This window comes from Helicobacter sp. 11S02629-2 (assembly GCF_002272875.1).
In the GTDB taxonomy this organism is placed as follows: Bacteria; Campylobacterota; Campylobacteria; order Campylobacterales; family Helicobacteraceae; genus Helicobacter_I.
In genome coordinates this window covers 43,224-66,223 of the sequence record NZ_MLAN01000003.1, presented here as the reverse complement: position 1 = coordinate 66,223, position 23,000 = coordinate 43,224, and the positions used below count along the sequence as shown (strand labels likewise).

Here is a 23,000-nt window from a genome sequence, read left to right as displayed (position 1 = left end):
TAAGCTTGACTTTTTGCCATGTTTGCACTCGCAGGCATGGCAATCATATATTTTTGGATTCCATAAACTTATAAAATCTACCTTAGTTCATGGTATTGAGAGACTTAACTTTAATGCTATGTTAGAAAAAAATTAATCTAGAAGTTTTAATCTAATTTCTTACGCAAAAAGCTAAAGCCTTCAAGCTTGTAAGGAAGCCTTACTCGGTTTATATTGCCGCTATGTATCTCTTCTACAACTTTGCCATTTTCTAGTTCTATCTTAGGAAAGCTGATACTTTTAACTTCGCCACTTGGTGAGACTACTTCATAGCGTTCATCTTTAAATATCTTATCTTTACAAAGACAAAACTCCCCATCTTCACTAACTTGGGCGACTACTTGAAAGCTTCCTTCGCTGATAGCAGTTTCTACATTTTGCGTATCTAGTTTTTCAAAAGGTCGCTTTATTATATAGCCATCTGTAAAGCCACGATTTTTGAGAGTTAGTAGCTCACGCTCATAGCTTTTAGTATCTTGGAATCCTTTATAGTAGTCATCAATTGCCCTTCTATAAGTCCTAGTAGTGATACCTGCGTAGTACTCACTCTTAGTTCTACCTTCTATCTTTAAAGCATCAACCCCACCACTATCAAGGATCTCTTTTATATGGCTACTAAGGTTTAAATCCTTAGCATTAAAGATATGAGTGCCTATGCCTTCTTCTTCATGAAGACGCATCATGACGCCATTATCAGGATTTCTAACATAGTATTCATAATCAAATCTGCAGTCATTAGCACAGCTTCCACGATTAGGCACGCGCCCACTTTGAAGACTTGAGATTAAACAGCGTCCTGAAAAGGCATAGCACATAGACCCATGTATAAAGATCTCTATCTCTAGATCTGGCAGGGCTTTTTTTATCTCCATGCAGTCTTTTAAGCTTATCTCACGTGCTGCAACTATGCGTCTAACTCCAAGTTCATAAAAGACTTCAGCATCTAAGACATTTAAGACATTAGCTTGGGTTGAAAGATGTATGGGGATTTGTGGGGCTAGCTTTTTAGCTAGTCTTACAACACCGGGTGCTGCTATGATAAAGGCATCTGGATTAAGACTAGCCATCTCTATTATGTGCTTTTTTAAAAGCTCAAGTTGTGAGTTAAAAGGAAAGCCATTTAATGTTACATAGACTTTTTTACCCCTTGCGTGGGCGTAGTCTATACCTTCTTTAAAGCTTTCAAGTGTGAAGTCTTTTGTGGCTCTATTTCTTAGTGAAAAGTGACTTACCCCACCATAGACTGTATCAGCACCGTAGTTTATGGCTATCTTTAGCTTAGTAAGATTCCCAGCTGGGGCTAAAAGCTCTACTTTTTTATCTGTTTTAGAATCCATAATCTATTAACCTACTTATCATCTACTGAAACATAGACCTTGCTTAACTCTAAGTCTTTTAGCACGCTAACTACTTGCATGAAGTTTTCCACACTGCCATCTTTATCTGTGTTTAAGATGATATTAGTACTTTTATCAAGATTAGAAAGACTAGCTTTTAAGGCGTTTACATCTACTTCTTTATCATTAGCATAAATCTTGCCTTTTTTATCTATAGAGATAGTGAAGCTTTTATCATTACTGGTAGCACTAGAGCTAGCTTTTGCGTCTACTTTTGGGACGTTTAGTGAAACTTTTGGGTGCTGTACAAAGCTAGCTGAAGTTAAAACTATGACTAGTAAAACTAACATGATATCTATGAAAGGCACTAGGTTTAAGGAATCTATCTTTTTCATGAATGTTCACTTTTAGTTTGTGGTATTAGGTGCAAAGTAGTAGCCTTTAGGCTTGAAAAAGCGGTTGTTGTATATGACTTGGTTGTGCTTTATTGGCTCGCTAAAAAACTTATCTAAGTTGTTAACTTGTAAGTCTAAAAACATCTCTACACCTATATCAGTAGCGTAGTTTACCCAGTCATATTTAAGATCACCACTAAGCAAGCTAGTGTACTCCATAAGGGCATCATTAGTTTGACCTATGGCGTTAACTACTAAGAGGTTTTGTACATCTTCTGGCTGAGTTAGGGTTAAAAGCACAGGGTTGTAGTTAATCTGTGTTGAAAGAAAGTACTTAGGAGTGATGTTAAGCGTGCTAATTTGCGGGATGATAAGACCACTTTTTATAGCTGAGGTATTAAAAACTACCATGGAGTTATCAAGTATGGCTTCTTGGTCTTCTAAGCTTTGTTTATAGTTGGCTGCAAGCTTTGAAGTTATAGTGTCTTGATAGATGATACTTTTGTCATCTTTAGCTAGGGTGTTAGCTAGTATCATGCCTATGTAGCTATCATCGTTATAAGCTATTAGAGAGCTATCTTTAGCAAAGTTTGAGATTAGTTTTATCTGGGCGCTATAGTCTATACCACCAAAAACCATCTTCTTAGGCACGGAAAAATCTATCTGGTTGATATTGACAGTTGGCACATAAACTAGCCTATCTACATTGACGTTTTGTACTAAGGCTTTAACCCCACTTTGAGTAAGTATGGCTATAACATAGTCATAGTTTTGTGCTTTTAAGTCATCATAGGCTTTTATTAGGTTTTCTGGGCTTTCATCACTTGAGTTAAAGACCTTAAAGTTAAAGTCTATGCCACGTGATACAAGATAACTCATAACTACATCTGGAGTGGATACTGAGTAGCGACCTATTAACTTTTGGGGCATTAAAAGAGCTATGCGTAAAACCTTATCACTAAGTGTATCTTCGTGATATACAAAAGAATCTAAATAAGAGCTAGCGACTTTAAAATTTGCTTTTAAGGCGACATCGCTTGTGCCTTTATAGTAAGAAAGAAAGCTTAGATAAAGTTTTTTATTAAAAAGATCATGCATGCAGCTTGTATCACAGCTTGATTTCGCAGTGCTTAAGACCTCTTGGGTAGGTGGCAAAAGAGGTGAGATAATGTAGCTTTTAGCTTGCAAAAAGGCAAAAAGCATGATAAATACAACTAGCTTTTGCAACATTAGATCCTTTGCATTGATATAAGAGTAGATTCTAACAAAATATTAAAGTAATCCTTTTTCTCTTTCATCTAAATATAAATCACTTTGAGTGATATATTCACCTTCACTTAGTATGCAAGCACGCTCTATCACAGATAAAAGTTCTCTTATATTACCCGGCCAGCTGTACTCAAGCAGCCTAGCTTGTGCATCTTTACTTAGAATCTTAGTGCTAAAGTCGTAGTTTTTGCAGATATTTTCTATGTGATTTATAGCTATAGGAAGGATTTCTTCTTTTCTATCTTTTAAAAGTGGAATCTTAATAGGCACGGTTTGAAGTCTAAAAAAGAGATCTTCTCTAAACTCATGCTTATTAATCTTATCTTTTATGTCTGCATTAGTCGCTGAGATAAATCTCACATCTATCTTTATAGGCTTAGCACTTCCTAGTCTAGTTATCTCTTTTTCTTGCAAAGCACGAAGTAGCTTTGCTTGGAGGGCTAAAGGCATCTCACCTATCTCATCTAAAAAGATACTTCCTCCTTGGGCGCTTTCAAAAAGTCCTATCTTTTGACTACTAGCATCTGTAAAGGCACCTTTTTCAAAGCCAAAGAGTTCAGATTCTAAAAGGTTTTCTGGGATGCTTGCCATATTTAGTGCTACAAAAGGTGCAGTGCTTCTTTTTGAGTTTTCATGTATATAGCGCGCAAAGACTTCTTTGCCCACTCCACTAGCCCCTAAAAGCAATACACTAGCATCAGTCTTAGCCACTTTTAAGGCCATGTTTTTTGCTTCTTCTAAGGCAGGCGAGCTAGCTTTAAAAAAGTCTTTATTTTTAGAGAGGTTAAGCTTTTTTTTAGGAGTGCTTTTTTCAAACTCAACTAGCTTTTTAGTCCTATAAACTGCATCAAGCAAGTCTTTTGGCTCAAAAGGCTTTTGAAAGAAGTCTTTTACTCCTAGCCTTATAGATTCTATAGCCTTGTTCAAAGTGGCATTACCAGTTATAACTATGGCTTCATAACGCCCTTTTAGTTCAGATAAAAAAGTTAGCCCATCCATATGAGGCATATTTATATCTGTAATGACCAAAGAAAAGCTATCATCAAGAGCTTTTAGGGCATCTTTTGGGTTTTTAAAACTAACTATCTCTAAGTCTTTATAGTCTAGAAAGAAAAACTCTAGCCCCTTTCTCATGTTGATGTCATCTTCTACTATGGCTATTTTCATCTTTAGGCTCCTTTTGGTATGTCATCTAGTTTTGCCTTTTTGGCTTATAAAATACAAGCTCTAAGCTATCGTCATTAAAACTTGCTAGCACGTAAGAAGGCATAAGTCTTAGATGACTAAAAGCGCTTGTTTGGAAGTTGCTTGTAAGGTCATTAGTATTTATACTGGCTTCATTTTGCATTAAACACTTAAGCAAAGAATCTACATGGGCGTTTAAGATTCTATAAATCTCATAACTAACTTGCTTTTCTACAAAAGCTTCTTTTTGCAAGGGGCTAAACTCACCTGGCACGCTTATAGCAAAACTCCTTGCTTTAAAAGGCACACTGCATTTAAAAAGTGGCTTTAAGCCTTCTTTTAAGATGATAGGGACTAGGGGCTTAGAGACTTTTAAGTCTTGCCCTTTTGGGATGTAGTTAAGGGTAGTAAAGTCATAGCTTACTATGAACTCTTGGGGTTTAGAATCTGTTATAAAAACTATATCATCTGGCTTTTTTGTATCTTGTGTCAAATCTAGATCTTGCCTAGCGTGAAGTAGAGCTAAGCTAAGAAATGTCATAAGACACAAGATATAAAATCTCATCTAATTATCTTTTATACTCCAGTCAAAAAGAGTACTTTTTGCAAGTAGGTCATGTTTGTTTAGACTAAAAAATGCCAAATTGACATCTTGCTTGCTTTTTATGCTTAAGGTTAAGCCACTAGTATTGGGAAAGTTTCTAAAAGCTTGTGAGCTTGTCTCATCAAGTAAGCCAGTTACCTTAGCTAAAAATATCAGTGCATCTATGCTATCTTTGGCGTTTTTACTATAGGCTGCTTTTATGTTTTTAGAACTATCAGAGTTACCAAGGGCTCTTTCATAATCTAGTGCATTGGCATTAAACTTATCTATGAAGTTATCCGGTCTTATGATGTTATAAGCAAGTTCTAGAGAAAAAGGTGTGTTTTGGTTTATAGAGCTAAAGGCGTCTACTAAGTTGTCAAAGTTTTGCTTGAAAGTCACTTTGGAATCTATGGTGCTTGTTATATCGCCTTTTAATAGATCACATTTCATAGTGCCTATAGCGTCTTGGGCTTCAAAGTCTATCTTGCAAGTTACGTATTTTGGTTGAAGTGTTTTAAAAGCAGCCAAGGCTACTTTGTTGTTTTGAGTGGCATTAAATACTGAGTTTAGCCTAAAATCTAAAGTCATGTTTAAATCAGTGCTATCTCTTTTAGTTTGTAGTTTTATATTTCTAGATTCTAGTGTTTGGTTATCAAAGCCTAAAGTGATGCCTTTGCTAAAACACTCTATATTCCTAAAGCCACTGCATTTAAAGTCTGAGTACTCTAAGTCTATATTTTTTGCTTTTAGCTTAGTTTTAGTTTGGGCAAGTTTTGAGTTTATGGTAGCTTCACTTCTGTGAGATACATAAAAGTATGAAAACACTAAGGCAATTAATAACACTATGATGATTAGGACACCTACTAAGTTAAGTAAGATTCCTATTTTTCTAAACTTCATTGCAACTCTTCACGCACTAGGATGATTACTAGCTTGTATTCTAACACAGGTTATAATTAAGGTTTATTTAGATTATATGTAATGGCTAAAAGGCAGACTAACTTGAGAGATATAAATATAGCAGTAATTGGCGTAGGTGTAGTTGGTAAAAGTGTAGTAGATATACTACAAAAAAACAAAGATATATTAAAAGCAAGATGTGGGGCAAACCTTATCCCGCGTATTGGCATATCAAGAGATATAGAATCTAAAGAGCTAAAAGATCTAGGCATAAAGCTAAGCACTAATATAGATGATGCCTTTAAAGACCCTAGCATCGAGATAGTAGTAGAGCTTATAGGAGGAGTAGAGCTTCCTTATGAGATAGCCTTAAAGGCACTAAAAAGTGGTAAGGCCTTTGTAACTGCTAATAAAGCCATGCTTGCTTATCACAGATATGACCTAGAAAAGCAGTGTAAAAACTCAGCCATAGGCTTTGAAGCAAGCGTATGTGGTGGCATACCTATAATAAAGATTCTAAAAGATGGACTTGGGGCTAATCATATCCTTTCACTTAGTGGCATTATGAATGGCACAAGTAACTTCATCTTAAGCAAGATGAGTAAAGATGGCTTAGACTTTAAAGTAGCACTAAAGCAAGCACAGGAGTTAGGCTATGCTGAAGCTGACCCTACACTTGATATAAGTGGAGGTGATACAGCCCATAAGCTTTTAATTCTAGCAAGTATTGCTTATGGCATAAATGCTAGGTTTGAAGATATCTTAGTAGAAGGGATAGAAGAGATATCACAGGTTGATATTTTATTTGCCAAAGAGTTTGGTTACGTAATAAAGCTTTTAGGTATAGCTAAGAAAGAGGCTAATAGCGATGAGGTAGAACTTAGAGTGCATCCTTGCTTAGTCTTAGAAGATAAGCTTTTAGCAAAAGTAGATGATGCTATGAATGCTATAAGTGTAGTAGGTGATATGGTAGGAGAGACAGTTTATTATGGTGCTGGTGCGGGTGGGGCGCCAACTGCTAGTTCGGTTGTAAGTGATATCTTAGAGATAGCAAGAAGTAAAACTTCGCCTATGCTAGGTTATATGAGTTCTTATGAAAATAACTTAAAGCTTAAAGCTATAGAATCTATTTCTAGTAAGTACTATATAAGACTACATGTCATAGATAAGCCGGGCGTTTTAAGTGATATATCACTAGTTTTTGCTAAGCATCAAGTCTCTATTAGAACCCTTTTACAAAAAGAAAATCTAAGTGATGAGTGTGTGGATTCTAAGCCAAGTCACGCAACTCTTTTACTTTCAACCCATATCTGTGCTGAGCTAGATATACAAAAAGCACTTAAAGACATAGAAAGTTTAAGCTGCACGGTTTGTAAGCCTTATATGATAAGAATCTTGGGGTAGGTTTATTAAGATATAAGCTTAAGGAAGGAAAGTAACAAAGCCTACTAGTGTAAAAACTTAGCATTTTTGACATCTTGCTTTTAATACATCAAGAAAGTAAAATTTTTATTAAATGTTTAGTTTTTCCTAACATCTCTAGAAATTGCACTAAACTTACGAAATATTACAAGCCAAAACAAAAGAGGTTGAAGATATGAGATTTAATATCAAAGCAAAACAGATCTTACTTGTTGTCTTTTTACTAATCATAAGTCTAATCTACTGTGCGATGCTACTTACTAAGCATTTTAGTCTTTATAAGCAGTTATCTTTAGTGCCAGAAAATATTTACTATGCTAAGCAAGTATCAACTTTAGTGCATGATGTGCAAGTTGAAAGAGGGCTTGGTGGGATGTATGTGACTAATGCAAGTGATGCTACACAAAGGCCTTATGATGAACAAAAGACTAAAGTAGATGCTTCATTTGCCAACTTATTGGCTTTCATGGCAAATGATAATAGTGCACAAAGTAGCCAAGACATAGAGCTAGTAAAACAAGACTTTAACAGCATAAAGACTTTAAGAACTAAGATAAATGAAGGCTACTATGTAACTGAAACTGCTATAGCTGCCTACTCAGAAACTATAGATAAGCTAATAAGAATAGTAAATAGAAGCATAAGTAATAGCCTTATAGATGAGCGTATAAACTATGCTTTGCTTGGAGCTTATAACTTAGTATATGCAACTGAGGCTATGGGACTAGTTAGGGCTAATGTCGCTGGGGTTTTTGAGATAAATGAGCGCATGAATGTCGATCAATCAAATCTTACTTTTTCTAGCCTTGGGATCTTTAACTCTAGCCTTGCAAAAGCTATAGAATCTTTAAACTACTATAGTGCATTTAGAGGTTTAGACACACAAAATAGTGCGCAGTTTGCAGCCACAAAAGCTAAGATTGATGTCCTTTATCAAAAATCAGACTATGGCAAGTATGGACAAGATGCTAAAGAGTGGTTTAAGATCTCTAGTGCTTATATCAACTTTTTAAACTTAGAGATTAATAATATCTTGGATTTTTCGCTAACTCAGACTAAAGCCATAGTTAGAAATGAAGTTAACTCCATCATCTGGGTTATAGTCATAGCTGTTATAACTTTAATAATAGGTATAAGCCTAAGCGTATCTTTTATAAGAAGCTTTTCTAACTCGCTTAATAAGATACAAAGAGGGATATTTTCCTTCCTTGATTACGTAGGGCACAAAAAGAAAACTTTAGAAGAGATAAGGATTTACTCAAAAGATGAGTTTGGCGACTTAGCAAATGTCATAAATCAGTCCATATCTGGAGTAAGGATAAACTTAGAGCAAGATGAAAAACTAGTTAATGAGATAACTATCGCACTAGAGCAAGGAAGGCTTGGGAACTTCCAAGGCAAGCTAGTTGCAACTTCTAATAATGAACAAATCATGAAGCTTAAAGATAATCTATGTGAGTTTTTAAACCTTATAGGACAAAACTTCTCTTTAATCTCAAGCACTATGGAATCTTACTCACAAAACAACTTCTTATCCTCAGTTGCTTCTACAGGCTTAAAAGGAGGCTTTTTAGAACTGGCTATAAATCTAAACAAGCTAAGGGATACTATAGTCTTAAATCTAAACTCCAATCTACAAGTTTCAAACAACTTAGCACAGAAAGCTGAAAGCTTAAATGACGTCACAGCTAAGCTTAATGACTTAACAGCCAATCAAGCTAAAGCCATGGAAGATAGTGCAGGCAATATGAATAATATAAGTGCGTCTTTACAAAGTATAAATGAAAAAAGTGAAAACGTCCTAGCACAAAGTGAAGGCATAAAAAGCATTACTAAGATGATACATGACATAGCTGATCAGATAAATATCTTAGCACTTAATGCAGCCATAGAAGCAGCACGTGCAGGAGAGCATGGACGTGGATTTGCTGTTGTTGCTGATGAGGTTAGAAAGCTTGCTGAGAAAACTCAAAAGTCTTTAAATGAGATAGAAGGAAGTATATCTTTGCTATCTCAAAGTATAGATGAGATGTCTCAGTCTATCTCTACTCAAACTCACAGTGTCTTAGAGGTTAATAACGCCATAGCAAGCCTTCAGCATCAAGTAAAAGACACTTTAAGCATAGTAGATGAGTGCAGTGCTATAGGTAAAAATATAGATTCTGTTTCTAAAGTCATGATAGAAGATGTTAAAAAGAATAGGTTTTAAAAGCTAGTTTTTTAAAAGCTATTTTAAGTGATGCCATATTTCTATCAAAGCGGCTTCTTGCTTGTTTCGTGCTTGATAAAATGGCATTAAAAGATAAAGTCAGTGCAGACTTAGTCATTTTACTAGCGAGGGAAATAAGCTTTCATCTTTCCTTTGATTACGATAAAAGCAAGGCTTTCTTGAGATAGTTTTACTTACTTGTGAGACTTTTTAAAGAAAGGCTTTTTAAAAGCTAAGGGGAGTGAAGAGGGATTAAGCCCCTTTATTCTTCTCTCTCTTTCTCCCCCTTTTTTGTCTATTCCCTTTTTTCAAAAAAAAAAAAAAACCACGGGCTAAGCCTTGTCTTGAAAGAAAAAATATATAAATAATCATTTATAAAAAAAAGAAATTGTTTAGATATGGAATCTAAAAATTAGATTCCATAGAGGCAGAAAAGTTTTTTAAATATATGATTGGCGTGACTTTATATCAACGCCTAGCTTGTGAGAAGAAGTAGATTCCATTAAGCCATAGAATCTACTTTTATAAAAACTTACTACCTTGCAAAGCTAAGATAAGGATAGATAAGATTGATATAAGGCATGCCTATGACCATAAAGATGATTAGATAAAGCATGCCAAAAGTTATACCAAGACGCCAAAAGTCACTTGATTTAATATATCCGCTTGCATACCACACAGTAGTTGGCCCTGTAGTATAAGGTGCTAAGATTCCAACAAAGCCCATAGGTAGTACTAAAAAAAGCACAGTTTTTACTGGGTCAGTACCCGGGATGCTTTGAGCAAGTATTACAAAGATGGTCATAAAGGCAGTGGCAAAGGCTGTATTACTAGCAAAAAAGTAACGAAGAAAGCTAAAAAGAAGTAGTAGGCCAATGATGGCTACAAAAGGAGGGAAGCCTATAAAAAGATGATCAAACTTAGTTGATATCCACTCTATAAACCCTACATTTTTTAGCCCTCCTGCCATGGTGACTAAGGTAGCAAGCCAGACCATAACATTCCACGCGGGCTTGTTGGATAAGAAGTCATTCCAAGTGATAACTTTTAAGATAACCATGGCTATAGCAACTACTAGGGCTGTTGTAGTTGAGTGTATGTGAAAGTAGCTTCCACCTATCCAAAGAACTAAAGCCACTACTGATATAAGGAGCATGAAGTATTCTTCTTTTTTCATCTTGCCTACACTTTTTAACTCATCTTTTGCCCAAGTGACTATTTCAGGAGAGCCTTTTAGGGTAGGTGGGTAAAACCAGTAAACTAGCAAAGGAGTTAGTAAAAAAAGGATGATACTAACTGGTAACATGGCCACAAACCAGCTTAGCCAGTTAGGCACCACCATGCCAGCCTTACTTATAAAAGCTAGGGCTAGGGAGTTAGAAGAAGAAGCAGTTAGGAAGATAGAGCTACTTACGCAGCCTGCAGCACAAGCAGTATAGGCAAGATAGGAGCCTATCTTTCTAGGGTTATTTTCAGGCGTGCTATCAAACATAGGCGGTATGCTTGATATCATGGGGTACATGCTGCCACTTCTAGCGGCATTACTTGGGATGAAGGGCGCTAAGATTCCATCAATTATAGCTATGGCGTAGCCTAACCCTAAAGTCTTTTTACCAAGCTTGCTAACTAGATATAAAGATATACGCCTTCCTAATCCACTTTTAGTAAAGCCTATACCTATCATAAAAGCTGAAAAGATAAGCCAAACTACAGTGTTAGCAAAGCCGCTAAGTCCCCACTGTACTGCAGTTTGTGCGTTTACGTGTCCATACTCTGTGCCTACTGGTCCTATCTTAAAAAGTATGGCTATAGCTATGGTTATAAGGCTTAATAAGGCTGGGGCTATAGGCTCTAAGATAAGACCAACTATAAGTGCTATGAATAAGGCTAGATAGCCCCACGCATGCACGCTTAAGCCTTCTGGAGTTGGCAAGACAAAGATTACTATTCCTACTAGGATAGTTATGATCATTTTTATGATTTTTGATTTGGCGGATGCTTGCTTCATGCTAAAAGTTTTCCTTGTGTAAAAGTAGGGCGAAATAAGCCTTTAGTTAAAAGCTTATTTGTAGGTACTTAAGAATATTGGGCTTGCACTATAAGACATAGTTATGGAATGGATAAAAAACACTAGGTAGGATTCTACTTCTTGCTAGCTTTTATAGACTTTATTTTTTATTAAATATGACTTGAAAAGAGTAAAAAAGTTACATTTATATCTAAAGGATAGAATCTAGTGCTTAAGTTCATATGGGACTTTTAAGGGGCTTGGGGGGGGGTAGAATATGAGATTTGTAACTACAAAAAGCTAGGCTTTTTATAGTCTTAGATTCCATATTTACAAAACCTAGGCAAAAGTCTTAAGCAACATGTGCACTTATCCTTCTAGCAGCCTCGGCATCTTGCTTAGCTATAGTCTTAGCAAGGATGGCTGAGTAAAGTGGCTTACCACCAACAAACTGGGCAACTAGTGTGGCACCAAGGCAAGTAATTATCATAGGTAGTATTAGTTGATAGTTAGCAGTCATCTCTAAAACTAAAACTATCCCAGTAAGAGGTGCTCTAACAGAAGCTGCCATCAAAGCACCCATGCCAGCTATGGCAAACACACCTGCATCTAAGTGATAGCTAGGTAGCAAGTGCATAGAAACTAAGCCAAAAGCTGTGCCAAAGACTGTGCCAAGTGCTAGCATAGGAGCAAAGATCCCACCTGGTGCACCTGAAGAAAAACAAAGCACAGTTGTAAAAACCCTAATGATAAAGATGACTATTAAAAATAGCACGCTGTATTTGCCAGCTATAGCTAGTGGTACTATCTCAAAGCCTCCACCTACTACTTCAGGAAGTGCTAAGGTTAAAACTCCACAAAACCCACCTATAAAGCCTCCAAAGATTATCCATTTGATAGTGTTACCTTTGTGTATCTTTTGAAATAAGTCTTGGGCTTTAAGCACTATTGTGTTAAACACTGGGCCTATTAGACCAAAGATTATGCCAAGGATTAGATAAAGCCAAAGAGTATAAACAGGGGCATCTGAAAGTCTGCCTATCTCTATGATAGGGGCTTCGCCGTTGAAGTATCTAAAAACGACACTAGACATGATGACGCCTGTAAAAACTGCCCTTAGTGAGATGAAGTTGTAGTGAAACTGAGGGCGCATCTCTTCGATTATAAAAAGTATGCCAGCAAGGGGTGCATCAAAGGCAGCTGAAAGACCCGCTGCAGCACCAGTTGCAAGCAAAGTATGGCGGTCTTCTCCACCCTTAGCTCTAAAAAGGCTTAAGACCATGCGACCTAGATTGCCACCTATTTGTACGGTTGGGCCTTCTTTACCTAAGACCATGCCTGAGCCTAAAGTCCCAAGCCCTCCTATAAACTTAACTGGCAAAACACGCCACCATCTAACAGGGCGAAGCTCTGCTAGTGCACCTTCTATCTCTGGTATACCTGACCCTCCTGCTTCTTGTGCAAACTTCCTAACTAAAAAGTAGCCTATCATAGCAAGCACTGCAGAAAAGCAAAAAGCTACTATCCATATAGTTATGCTATCTTTTGCGAAGTGGTGGATAGAATCTACCCTCAAAGTCTGCACAAGGTGTAAGAGTTTGTTAAACGCAACTGATACTAAACCAGTTAGGATTCCTACAACAGCTGCCATTAATATAGTAGCAATGGGCGTGCTGCCACGTTGCAACATGCGGCGCATAACTACTTTTTTGCGAAGATCTGAGATGCTGTTTTCTTGTGGGCGGGTTTTCATAAACTTAGTGCTCCTAGTAACTTTGAGTAGTAACTTGAGCTAGGATTTGCTAAGCAAGATAGAAGGCAGATTCTATCTTTATGGAATCTAGATTCCATAAAGGTTTTTCATAACTTTTAACTCTTAGTTATAAACTCAAGTCAGACTTTGGATAATGCAAATATTTTGAGATGTTAAATAATGCCGATATGCCCGCTATGTTACTACCAAGATTTTAATTTATGCTTAAAGTTTGTCAATACTTTTTAGTTTTTGATAAAAGTTATTTATAAAGGGGCTAATGTAGGTAAAAGATGTTAACTTTTTTCGTGCTTTTTTTGAGTTTGGATATCAAGCTTTATCTCTAGGGTGATAATACGTAAAATATTAGCTTACTTAATATTGCTATGGTCTAAGATATAAAAGGCTTTTAAGAAAAAGCCTTTTATGTGTGAGTTGGGTATAAAACTTAGTTGTTTGTTGGCTGGATGGTGGCGTTACTTGGAGTGATGTCTTTTAGAAAATCTATTAGCTTATCTGCTAGGTTCATATAGATTTTAGAAGCTAAAGAGTCTGGACTATAGTAGCTTATAGGTCTTCCATCATCACTACTTGTAACGATGCTAGGCTGAAGTGGGATTCTAGCTACTACTTCAGTATCAAAGTTACTTGCTAGCTTATCACAGCCGCCACTTCCAAATATGTCATAGACTTTATTAGTATCTGGGCAGACAAAACCACTCATGTTTTCAACTACACCAAAGATAGGGATGTTTAGCTTTTTAAACATATCTAGGGCACGCGCACCATCATCTATAGCTACAGCTTGAGGTGTGCTTACATTGACACCTGCACTTACTGGGACATTTTGTGCTAAGGTAAGTTGTGCGTCTCCAGTACCCGGAGGCATGTCTATAACTAAGACATCTAACTCATCCCAAACTACATCTTTTAACATCTGTTCAATCGCCCTCATAACCATAGGCCCACGCCATATTAAGCTTTCAGCACTTTCATATAAAAGCCCTATACTCATAACTGAGATTCCAAGTGCTTGTATAGGAAGTAAGTTTTTACCATCTTCACTAACACCTGGCTGCATATCTTGTATACCCATCATTCTAGGGATATTAGGCCCATAGATATCAGCATCAAGCAAGCCAACTTTAAGTCCACTTTTAGCTAGGGAGATAGCAAGGTTTACACTAGTAGTGCTTTTACCAACGCCTCCCTTACCGCTACTTATCATGACAAAGTGCTTGATGGTTGGTGCTATATTTTTAGCACTAATTGGTGCTTTTGTCTCTTGCTTTAAAGAAGGCATCTTTATATCTATATTTGCATTTTCTATGCCTAGCTTATCAAGACCTGCTTTTATGCTATCTTCTAGCTCTTTTGCAACGGCTGGGTTAGATGAAGGTATCTCAACTCTCAAAGCAAGGCTATAGTCTTGCAAAGTGATATCTTTTACAAAGCCAAAACTCACTATATCTTTTTGGAATCCGGGATATATAATAGTTTTTAGTACGGCGAGTACTTGCTCTTGCGTTATCATTTAAATCCTTTAAAATTATGATCTTGTTTCATTTTATAATAATTTGTTCTATAAAAACATCAAAAAGAGTATCATAAACTACCTATAAATTAAAACTAAACAAGAGGGCTTTAAGTGATTTACTTACTAAAACATGGCAAAGATGATAGCCCTAAAGTTTGTTCTTTTTCACTTTTAAAGATAGCTTATCTAAAGGCTAATCTTGGCGATGTTAGGGAGTATGAGTACTTATTACTTACTTCAAAGTATGCACTCTTTTGGATTTTAGATTCTAATAATCTTGAATGTTTAAAGGGGCTAAAAATCTTAAGTGTAGGTAAAAAAACTAGCAAATTTTGCAAAGAGGCTGGCTTAAAAGTCTACTTTAGTGGGAGTGGTGGGATAAAAGAGCTAAAAGATGCCCTAAAAGATGGCCTAAAAGATAAAAGCATCTTATATCTAAGGGCTAGCAAGACTGCTTTTGATGCTAAGGAAGTGTTTAAGAAATCTAGGCTTAAAGAAGTAGTAGTTTATGAAAGTGTAAAAAGCCCTTTTTTTTATATAGCAGGCCTTAGAAAGCAAAGTCCGGTTTTAAAGCTTACTCCTTTAAATAGCCTTTTTAAAAAAGATAGTATTTTTATATTTAGTGCGCCAAGTCATTTTGAAAGTTTTTATAACGTCTTTGGATGGAGAAAAGACTTTTATGCTTTAGCAATTGGCACTACTACTTTTAGTGCTTTAAGTAAGTGTCTAAAAAGCAAAAGGGTGTTTTGTAAAAATGGTCTTAGTGAGTGTCTTAGCCTTGCTAGGGAGATAGAAACTAGTAGGGATTAGGAGATTAAATTTATAGATAGTTTTTTATATATTAATACTAGAAGTGTTTTAATAGTCATGCTAATCATGTATTTCTAGATTCTATATTCCAATGCTTTCTTTTTATACTTTTTCTAACTAAAACAAGCGTTTTGTTTTTAATCCATGATGCTTGCATGACATTTTGGGAGCACATAGGGTTGGTAAAGAAAAGATAGCTTGCTTTTATGTCATTGTCATAGATCATCAAAGACAAACTGTGGCAATAAAATAAAAATATAAAAGACTATGACTAAGCACAGAGTGCTAAAAAGCTTTTTGCTTTAAAGCACATGGCATAAGCCTTATGTTTAAAAAGTGGCGTTTTGTAGCACCTTATGACATCTTGGACAAAGGCTGTCTTCAGAAGTAGCGTTAAACTGCCAGCATCTTGGACATTTATGAAGACTGGCTTTATAAACCTTAAAGTTAAAGCCTTCTACTTCAAAGCTAAAAAGTGGCTCGCTTTTAACATCTTTAGAAAAATGAGAAGTCATCAAAAACCCTTCTAAATCACCCTCTGTATAGTTAGATTCTATACTTAACTCAAGGCTTGATTTCACTACTTTGTCTTTTTTAAGACCATCAACTCTTTCATTAAAAAGCATCCTAGCTTGCAGCAAGATATCAAGCTTAGTTCTTGTCTTTTCATCTAGAGTAAAGTTTAGTTCTTGCTTAGTTAGACTAAAGACATCAGTTGCATGATTTTTCACTAAAGGTGTTGCGTGAGTCAAGGCTTCATCAACAGTGTAGGTTAAAAACGGCGCTAGGGTAAAAAGCATACGCCTCGCTATAAGACACATAGTGCTTTGTATGGCTAGTCTTTTGTTAGAAGCTGGACTATCACAGTATAGGCTATCTTTGCACAAATCAAGATAGATACCACTTAGCTCTACTGTTATAAAAGCATTTAGAATCTGAAAAGCCTTTGAAAAGTCATAGTTTAAAAAGCTTTCCCATACGCTTTCAAAAGTGTCATTAGCCTTAGCTAGTATCCATCTATCTATATCGCTTAAGTGATTCATATGAAGTTCACTCAAGCCTTCAGTGTTAGCTAGTAAAAAGCGCAAAGTATTTCTTATCTTTAAGTAGTTATCGCTAACTTGCTTTAAGATGTTATTAGAGATTCTAATATCTCCTTGATAGTCAGATAAACCTACCCAAAGTCTTATTATCTCACTTCCTAAAGTCTTTGAAACAGTCTCTGGTGCTATGACATTACCCTTAGACTTACTCATCTTCTCGCCTTTTTCATCAAGGGTAAAGCCGTGAGTTAGTAGGGTTTTAAAAGGTGTGGTTCCTTTTAGTGCTGCACTTAGGATTAAAGAGCTTTGAAACCAGCCTCTATGTTGGTCGCTTCCTTCAAGGTAAAGATTAGCAGGATAGTTTCCTGCATCATATTTTTTATCTTGCGTAGCGTACCATACACTTCCACTATCAAACCATACATCAAGTATATGCATGCTTTTTTCTAAGTTAGGTGCTAAGTGCTTATAAGATTGCGGTAGTAAGTCTTTTGTCTCATAACTCCACCAAGCACTAGTTCCTTCTTTTTCAAAGATGGCTGCTATGTGATTAAGCACATTTAGATCTAAAAGGGCTTTTTTGGTGTCTTTTTCTATAAAAAAAGCTATAGGCACACCCCAAGATCTCTGCCTTGATATACACCAATCAGGCCTATTTTCTATCATAGTCCTTAGGCGATTTTCCCCACTAGCTGGGTAAAACTTAACATCATTTAAGGCATCAAGTGCTACTTGCCTTAAAGTCTTACCTTCCATAAAAGGCTCATCCATAAGTATAAACCACTGAGTAGTTGCTCTATAAATCACTGGCTTATTAGTACGCCAGCAGTGAGGGTAGGAGTGGGTTATCTCAGTGTGATTTAAAAGGCTAGTGCCTAAAAGCTCTAAGATTTTCTTTTCAGCTTTATAGATGTGAATGCCTACAAACTCATCTACTACATCATCTCTAAATAGTTTTAAAGACTTTACTTGAGTATCAAAGCAGCCAGTATCATCTACTGCCATGATAACTGGAAGCTTGTATCTTAAGCAGACATAGTAGTCATCTTCACCATGACCTGGGGCAGTGTGGACAGCACCTGTACCATCACCCATACTTACATGGCTTCCTAAAACCACTAGGCTTTCTCTATCATTTAGTGGATTGATAGCTTTTAGGTTTTCTAGCTCTTTGGAGTTAAACTCTTTTACTTTTGCACCTTTTAGGATTCCTTTTTCTAATAAGGCAGAGTAGAGTTTGCTAGCTACTATATAGCCATCTTCTGTGAGTGTATAGGCTTCATCTTCTGCTAAGGCTATAGCTTCATTGCTTGGCAGGGTCCAAGGCGTAGTAGTCCAGATGATAAAGCTTGCATCTTTACTAAGACCAAGTTTAGTCTTAGAAGTCTCATCTAGCTTAAAACTTACATAAACTGAGTTAGACTTTTTAGGCTTATACTCAACTTCAGCATCAGCTAAGGCACTTCTTGCAGCCCAACTCCAATAAATCGGCTTACTTCTTTGGGCTAGTAAGCCCTTTTGTGTAAGCTCTATTAGCACTTTATAGATATCAGATTCAAACTTATAGTCCATAGTTTTATAAGCATGTGCAAAGTTACCTATGATCCCAAGGCTTTTAAACTCTTCTTTTTGTATCTCTACGTATTTAGCAGCATGCTTTCTACAAAGCTCACGCATCTCTATCTTAGTAGCACTTTTTTTCTCTTCTTGCAGTGTGGTGTCTACTTTTTGCTCTATAGGCAAGCCGTGACAGTCCCAGCCCGGGGTGTACTTGATAGCTTCGCCATTAAAGTAGTGGATTTTCACTATGCAGTCTTTTAGAATCTTATTAAGTGCGTGACCTATGTGAAGATTCCCATTAGCATAAGGAGGGCCATCTATAATGTTAAAGCTAACTTTTGCTTCTTGTCTTAACTCTTGCATCCTATCATAGGCAAAACCATCCCACTTTTTATAGACTAAGGGTTCATTTTGAGGAAGACTTCCTTTCATAGGAAAGCTAGTCTTAGGTAGGATTAAACTATCTTTATAGTCGATTTTCTCACTCATAATTAGGCTTCTTCTTTTAGGATTTCTACTTTTTCTATGGTGTCACCTTGCTTTATGGAATCTAGCGTTTTAAGGCTAGCTTCATCATCTGGGTTTATGCGGCCAAAGGCGGTGTGTTCACCATCAAGATGAGGGCAAGGCACAAAGCAGATAAAAAACTGACTTCCGCCCGTATCACGTCCAGCGTGAGCCATAGAGATAGTGCCTCTTAGGTGTTTTACAGGATTACCTTTTAACTCACATTTAATCTTATAGCCAGGCCCTCCTGTGCCAGTGCCGTGAGGACAGCCACCTTGTGCCATGAAGCCTTGGATAACACGGTGAAATTTAAGATTATTATAAAAGCCTTTTTTTGCAAGGTCTGCAAAGTTAGCTACTGTGTTTGGTGCACTTTCAGGGAAAAGTTTTAGTTTTATAACACCTTTGTTTGTATATATGTTTGCAAATTGCAGTTCATTTAGTTCTTTTTCAGTAAGGTTGTATTCTTTTAAATCTTCCATAACTTAGCCTTTTAAAAATGTGATAAGATACAATTTTATCATAAAAGGGCGATATCAAAGCAGGCAAGACACGGCTTAATGATAGGTCAAAAGCTAGCAAATTTGCGACATTAAATACAAAGATAGGAAGCCATGAAAAAGTCTCTATTAGCACTAGTCATGTTAGGTGTAGCCTTTGGTGGGGAAAGCATCTTGCCTAAGTCTCATGACTTATTTTCCACGCCTAATGAAAACATTAAAAGAAGCTATGATTCTAAGCCTTTTGTAAAAGAAATCTTTACTACTAATAAAAACACTGCTAAGTCTTTATCTAAACCTAAAAGTGAAAATCCACTTGTGTACTCAGTAGTTGTGCTTAATGTCTTCTTTAAAAATGGCGTCCAAAAAAGAGGCTATGGAATCTTACTTCAAGATGGCTATGTGCTAAGCTCGGCTTCTTTGGTTAATGAAAGCGATAGCTTTGCTAAGACCATAAAAGCTAGGATGCAAGATGACGTAGCCCACTCTTTGATGTGTGTGGCGCGTTTTGAAACTGTGGCTAATGACTTAGATACTAACCTTAGCTTACTTGCACCAGTAGCTTACACTGATATAAACTGCCTTCCTAGAAGTGAAAGCTTTTATCATGAACGCATAAATGTAAAATATGGGCTTAATATAAGTAAATCTAGCCAAGATATCACTCTAGTAAAAGATGCAAGTAACAATAAAGATAGTAAAGATGATATAGCTCTTTATCCAGCTATCAGTTTAGATGATTCCTTATTTATGAAAAAAGAAGACTTTAAAGACTTGCTTAAAAAGCAAGATGCTTTATCCTTGCCACTTTTTGCAAAGGATGGGAACTTTTTAGGTCTACTAAGCAAGGCTAGTTATGGAGGTGAAAAAACTAGGCTAGTTAGTAACCAAAGTGTTTATAAGTTTGTCTGTGAAAGCACTAAGTTTAATCAAATCAAAAGTCCAAATATAAGCAGCCACTGCAGATGATAAAAAAAAGCCTGCTTTGTATAGCTTTACTACTTGTGCTAACTAAGCTTGGTGCAGCACCGTTTGATATAGGCTTAAAGCCTAGCCCTAGCACAGCATCTAGTGATACCTCTAGTAAGCCTGCTAGCCCTAAAGATTCTATAGACTTAGATACGCCAGCTAGTTCTAATCTTTTAGAATCTAGCAAGCCTTTAAAAGATAGCAAAGCCTTAGAATCTAGTAAGCCTTTAAAAGCTGATAGCATAGACTCTACTAAAACGCAGCCTATATTAGATAACTCTTCAAACTATGATGATATAACACAGCCTAGCATTACTAACTTAAAGCCTAGATCCATAATACAAAATGTCAATCAAAACCTATCTAAAGCCTTCATGCAAGAGGCTAATCCTTACAATATAGACTATGACAACCTAGACCCAAAGTACTATAAGTACATAAGATACTATGCTAAGTACTATGATAGCGATATAGCTAGGCTTATAACTGCAGTTGATGCAGGTGAGCTTAAAAGCGGCTTTTTTGTAGGTGGTAACTTAAACCTTAAGGCTAACAAACCGCTAAATGCAGGCTTAGAGCTAGTAGCGGGCTTTGTGAATCTAAAAGGGGGTGGTAGACTTGGGCTTTTTACTCCTAATGGCCCAGTTGGTTATAGGTTATATATAAACTATGTGCAAAACTTTGGTGCAGGCTATATAAGCTACTTTGGGGGTAATGCTGACTTGCTAGTACATCTTCCTTTTGCTTATAAAAAAGAGCAAGGCATAGAGCTAGCACTAGGCTTAGGACTTGGCAATATGCTAGCTAGTAGCACTAAAGATTCTAGCTTTAAGCTAGGTGGTAGTATAAATCTTGGCTTAATCTATGTCTTTAAAAAGCAAAGAATAGAGCTTGGCACTAAAGTGCTAGCACCTATTAACTTAACTAACTTTTCTACTTACTTTATAGTACCAAGCCTAGGATACTCCTATGTTTTCTAGACTAGATATCAAGGTAGTTTTAAGCCTTTTGGTCCTAGCTTCTTTAAGTGCTTCTTTTGGCGTGGAATCTAGCCTTAATACATCTAATGCCAATGTAGATAGTTTTATAAAAAACAGAGAAAATATAAATACCATAGCCCCAGATGATACTAACCAAAGATACAAGCTTCAAGGTGGGCTTTTTTCAAAGTATCAAGACCAAGATTCTATAGCTAAAAATGTAGATGCAGGTCTTAGTAAAACGCAAGTTTTTATAGGTGTGCTAACTGGAGTAACACTAACTAGTGTCAGGGATAATAAGCACGCCCTTCCTAATATCAACATAAAGCTAGGCTATCAAAACTTTTTAGGCACTTATGGCAACTACTTTGGCATAAGAGTATATGTGGATAATCTTTATGCTAGCAACTTACTTGATAAATTCTTCTCCTTGCCAAATCTTAGAGGCTTTGTAGATACTAGCTTAAATCTAGCCTCTATAAACCTAGACTTAATGGCAGATATACCACTAAGCAAACGCGTAAAAGGCGGCTTAAGTGCTGGCTATGGCATAGGTTATATGCAGTATAGTGATGAGTACTGGGACTCTTTAAAAGGCCTTAGTGCTAATGTCAACCTAGAAGCAAGCTTGCTGCTTTTTGATAGACATAGAATCTCTTTTAGGATAGGTAAGATCTTTTACTACTATGGGACCTTTGTCACAAGACGCTTAAGCGTAACTAGCGACTTTAGACAAGCAGACTTTGCCTCCCCATTAAATATAGACCTAGGATATAGCTATGCGTTTTAAGTTGATGTCTTTACTTTTAGTAAGTGCTAGCGTGGCTTTTGCAAGTGGAGTTAAAAATCTAGAATCTAGATTCTTAGTGGCTGATAGCTTTATAGACCCAAACCCTAGCACAGGAAGCTTTGATAATAGTGGGCTTAATGAAGATAGTCTTAATAAAAGTGATACCTCTAAGACACAAATCCAACCAGCCGCTATAAAAAGCCCTACTGCTTTAAGCCCTAGCGACCAAGGCAATGGCACAAAAAATATAGATGAAAACTTAAAAGCAAAGCCTCCTTTAGTGCAACGACTGCCAGTTAGTAATAATCCTCTAGAAGACTCTAAGATTAGCACGCCTACTAGCACTACTGGTAATGATTTTGTAAACATGACTAGCATTCCTTTTATGGGTGTAACTAAAGATAGCAAAGACTTGAAGCAACCAAGCCAAGCTAGCAAGCCTAGCACTGATACAAGTGATATGGAATCTAAAAGCGAGCTAGATAAAAAAGCATCTAGTAAAGCTAGTGTTAAAGAAAAGCCTAAAAAGCAAGAAGAGGGCGTAAAGATCCCAGAAAAAAGAGCAGAGAGGAAGGCACTTGAAGAAGAGTATAAGGCTAAACTTCAAAAAGATATAGAATCTTTTAAAAGTGATGAAGATAAAGATTATGAGGTTTTAAGCTTAGAGCAGGCTAGAAAGATTCACGAGCTTAAGAAAGAAAGATATATGCTAAGGGCACAAGTTTACTATAAAGACTTAGGTGTATTAGAGCAGCTTAAAGCTAAAGATAAAAGTGGCTACTACGTTGGCATAAGCTACCTTGCTAATCTTTCAAAGATAGCTAGTTTAGATTCTAACTTTTTGGGTTTAAATGTAGGCTATATAAGCTATATAACCCCAAGACAAGCCTTCTTTGCGGAAGTTAGAGGTTTTAGTAATCTTACTTTGGCTTCTAACTTTTATAGTATAGATTTACGTTTTGCTGCCTTGCAAGAAATAGGGCAAAGCTTTTTTGAAAGTAATGATGTAGGTATATATGGAGGGGTATCTTTAGGCAAAAACACTTTAGAAGACTTTACACCAAGTGCCTTTTTTGGACTTAGCATCCTAGTCTATAAGCATAATAGGATAAATCTAGAGTGGAGCGTGCCCTTCCTTAGCACAAGTGCTTCTTTTGATAGTCTTTATGCGACTAGCTACTCTTATAAGTTTTAGGAGGCT

The 23,000-nt window shown here is 36.5% G+C and carries 18 protein-coding genes; 7 read left to right on the top strand and 11 right to left on the bottom strand.

Going from position 1 to position 23,000, the window contains the following annotated elements; translation table 11 throughout:
* Positions 1–146 precede the first annotated feature (146 nt).
* From BKH40_RS03025 to BKH40_RS03000, 6 genes are all read right to left on the bottom strand, one after another.
* Positions 147–1,376, bottom strand: coding sequence for a U32 family peptidase (locus BKH40_RS03025; RefSeq protein ID WP_095276846.1), 1,230 nt, complete (start codon positions 1,374–1,376; stop codon positions 147–149).
* A gap of 11 nt (positions 1,377–1,387) precedes the next feature.
* Positions 1,388–1,771, bottom strand: a complete 384-nt coding sequence (locus tag BKH40_RS03020; protein WP_095276844.1) for a biopolymer transporter ExbD — start codon at positions 1,769–1,771, stop codon at positions 1,388–1,390.
* A 12-nt stretch (positions 1,772–1,783) separates the two neighbouring features.
* On the bottom strand, positions 1,784–2,998 hold the full coding sequence (locus BKH40_RS03015) for a hypothetical protein (RefSeq protein ID WP_143428450.1): 1,215 nt from the start codon (positions 2,996–2,998) through the stop codon (positions 1,784–1,786).
* 45 nt (positions 2,999–3,043) lie between these two features.
* Positions 3,044–4,207, bottom strand: coding sequence for a sigma-54 dependent transcriptional regulator (locus tag BKH40_RS03010; RefSeq protein ID WP_095276840.1), 1,164 nt, complete (start codon positions 4,205–4,207; stop codon positions 3,044–3,046).
* Between the two features lie 25 nt (positions 4,208–4,232).
* Positions 4,233–4,718, bottom strand: coding sequence for a hypothetical protein (locus BKH40_RS03005; protein ID WP_143428449.1), 486 nt, complete (start codon positions 4,716–4,718; stop codon positions 4,233–4,235).
* A gap of 72 nt (positions 4,719–4,790) precedes the next feature.
* Positions 4,791–5,711 (bottom strand): hypothetical protein, encoded by a 921-nt coding sequence (locus BKH40_RS03000; RefSeq protein ID WP_095276836.1) that lies wholly within the window; start codon positions 5,709–5,711, stop codon positions 4,791–4,793.
* 102 nt (positions 5,712–5,813) lie between these two features.
* Here BKH40_RS03000 and BKH40_RS02995 point away from each other — a divergent pair, with 102 nt between their 5' ends.
* Together BKH40_RS02995 and BKH40_RS02990 are read left to right on the top strand one after the other, a co-directional pair.
* Positions 5,814–7,115, top strand: a complete 1,302-nt coding sequence (locus tag BKH40_RS02995; protein WP_257842489.1) for a homoserine dehydrogenase — start codon at positions 5,814–5,816, stop codon at positions 7,113–7,115.
* Positions 7,116–7,308: 193 nt separating this feature from the next.
* Positions 7,309–9,342: a methyl-accepting chemotaxis protein gene (locus BKH40_RS02990; RefSeq protein WP_095276832.1), complete on the top strand. Its 2,034-nt coding sequence runs from the start codon at positions 7,309–7,311 to the stop codon at positions 9,340–9,342.
* Positions 9,343–9,877: 535 nt separating this feature from the next.
* On the opposite strand, the gene BKH40_RS02985 is transcribed toward BKH40_RS02990, so the two are convergent.
* The 3 genes from BKH40_RS02985 to BKH40_RS02975 form a co-directional block, all read right to left on the bottom strand.
* On the bottom strand, positions 9,878–11,350 hold the full coding sequence (locus BKH40_RS02985) for a DASS family sodium-coupled anion symporter (protein WP_219350148.1): 1,473 nt from the start codon (positions 11,348–11,350) through the stop codon (positions 9,878–9,880).
* Between the two features lie 352 nt (positions 11,351–11,702).
* A complete protein-coding gene (gene clcA, locus BKH40_RS02980) occupies positions 11,703–13,103 on the bottom strand; it encodes a H(+)/Cl(-) exchange transporter ClcA (protein WP_095276830.1) in 1,401 nt (466 codons plus the stop codon).
* Between the two features lie 448 nt (positions 13,104–13,551).
* Positions 13,552–14,637: an Mrp/NBP35 family ATP-binding protein gene (locus BKH40_RS02975; RefSeq protein WP_095276828.1), complete on the bottom strand. Its 1,086-nt coding sequence runs from the start codon at positions 14,635–14,637 to the stop codon at positions 13,552–13,554.
* Positions 14,638–14,751: 114 nt separating this feature from the next.
* Between BKH40_RS02975 and BKH40_RS02970 the strand changes: the two genes are divergently transcribed.
* Entirely contained in the window at positions 14,752–15,450 is a 699-nt protein-coding gene (locus BKH40_RS02970; protein ID WP_095276827.1) for a uroporphyrinogen-III synthase, read from the top strand.
* Between the two features lie 329 nt (positions 15,451–15,779).
* On the opposite strand, the gene ileS is transcribed toward BKH40_RS02970, so the two are convergent.
* Together ileS and BKH40_RS02960 are read right to left on the bottom strand one after the other, a co-directional pair.
* Positions 15,780–18,530, bottom strand: coding sequence for an isoleucine--tRNA ligase (gene ileS / locus BKH40_RS02965; RefSeq protein WP_095276986.1), 2,751 nt, complete (start codon positions 18,528–18,530; stop codon positions 15,780–15,782).
* A 14-nt stretch (positions 18,531–18,544) separates the two neighbouring features.
* Positions 18,545–19,042 carry a peptidylprolyl isomerase gene (locus BKH40_RS02960; protein ID WP_095276825.1) on the bottom strand — a complete coding sequence of 166 codons (498 nt, stop codon included), beginning with the start codon at positions 19,040–19,042 and terminating at the stop codon, positions 18,545–18,547.
* Positions 19,043–19,174: 132 nt separating this feature from the next.
* On the opposite strand from BKH40_RS02960, the gene BKH40_RS02955 reads away from it, so the two are divergent.
* Genes BKH40_RS02955 through BKH40_RS02940 form a run of 4 tightly spaced genes read left to right on the top strand, consistent with a single transcriptional unit; the run spans position 19,175 to position 22,994 of the window.
* Positions 19,175–20,029: a hypothetical protein gene (locus BKH40_RS02955; protein ID WP_095276823.1), complete on the top strand. Its 855-nt coding sequence runs from the start codon at positions 19,175–19,177 to the stop codon at positions 20,027–20,029.
* A complete protein-coding gene (locus BKH40_RS02950; protein ID WP_095276821.1) occupies positions 20,026–21,009 on the top strand; it encodes a hypothetical protein in 984 nt (327 codons plus the stop codon). The genes BKH40_RS02955 and BKH40_RS02950 overlap by 4 nt, the downstream gene beginning before the upstream one ends.
* On the top strand, positions 20,999–21,799 hold the full coding sequence (locus BKH40_RS02945; RefSeq protein WP_095276819.1) for an outer membrane beta-barrel protein: 801 nt from the start codon (positions 20,999–21,001) through the stop codon (positions 21,797–21,799). Before BKH40_RS02950 ends, BKH40_RS02945 begins: the two co-directional genes overlap by 11 nt.
* On the top strand, positions 21,789–22,994 hold the full coding sequence (locus BKH40_RS02940; protein ID WP_095276817.1) for a hypothetical protein: 1,206 nt from the start codon (positions 21,789–21,791) through the stop codon (positions 22,992–22,994). Before BKH40_RS02945 ends, BKH40_RS02940 begins: the two co-directional genes overlap by 11 nt.
* The last annotated feature ends 6 nt before the right edge of the window (positions 22,995–23,000 follow it).

What these genes read in the sequence shown, in the direction of transcription:
- BKH40_RS03010 (WP_095276840.1), bottom strand. Translation starts at nt 4,207, where the DNA reads ATGAAAATAGCCATAGTAGAAGATGACATCAACATGAGAAAGGGGCTA.
- BKH40_RS02955 (WP_095276823.1), top strand. Translation starts at nt 19,175, where the DNA reads ATGAAAAAGTCTCTATTAGCACTAGTCATGTTAGGTGTAGCCTTTGGT.
- BKH40_RS02990 (WP_095276832.1), top strand. Translation starts at nt 7,309, where the DNA reads ATGAGATTTAATATCAAAGCAAAACAGATCTTACTTGTTGTCTTTTTA.
- BKH40_RS03020 (WP_095276844.1), bottom strand. Translation starts at nt 1,771, where the DNA reads ATGAAAAAGATAGATTCCTTAAACCTAGTGCCTTTCATAGATATCATG.
- BKH40_RS03000 (WP_095276836.1), bottom strand. Translation starts at nt 5,711, where the DNA reads ATGAAGTTTAGAAAAATAGGAATCTTACTTAACTTAGTAGGTGTCCTA.
- BKH40_RS02945 (WP_095276819.1), top strand. Translation starts at nt 20,999, where the DNA reads ATGTTTTCTAGACTAGATATCAAGGTAGTTTTAAGCCTTTTGGTCCTA.
- BKH40_RS03025 (WP_095276846.1), bottom strand. Translation starts at nt 1,376, where the DNA reads ATGGATTCTAAAACAGATAAAAAAGTAGAGCTTTTAGCCCCAGCTGGG.
- clcA (WP_095276830.1), bottom strand. Translation starts at nt 13,103, where the DNA reads ATGAAAACCCGCCCACAAGAAAACAGCATCTCAGATCTTCGCAAAAAA.
- BKH40_RS02960 (WP_095276825.1), bottom strand. Translation starts at nt 19,042, where the DNA reads ATGGAAGATTTAAAAGAATACAACCTTACTGAAAAAGAACTAAATGAA.
- BKH40_RS02940 (WP_095276817.1), top strand. Translation starts at nt 21,789, where the DNA reads ATGCGTTTTAAGTTGATGTCTTTACTTTTAGTAAGTGCTAGCGTGGCT.
- BKH40_RS02975 (WP_095276828.1), bottom strand. Translation starts at nt 14,637, where the DNA reads ATGATAACGCAAGAGCAAGTACTCGCCGTACTAAAAACTATTATATAT.
- BKH40_RS02985 (WP_219350148.1), bottom strand. Translation starts at nt 11,350, where the DNA reads ATGAAGCAAGCATCCGCCAAATCAAAAATCATAAAAATGATCATAACT.
- BKH40_RS02950 (WP_095276821.1), top strand. Translation starts at nt 20,026, where the DNA reads ATGATAAAAAAAAGCCTGCTTTGTATAGCTTTACTACTTGTGCTAACT.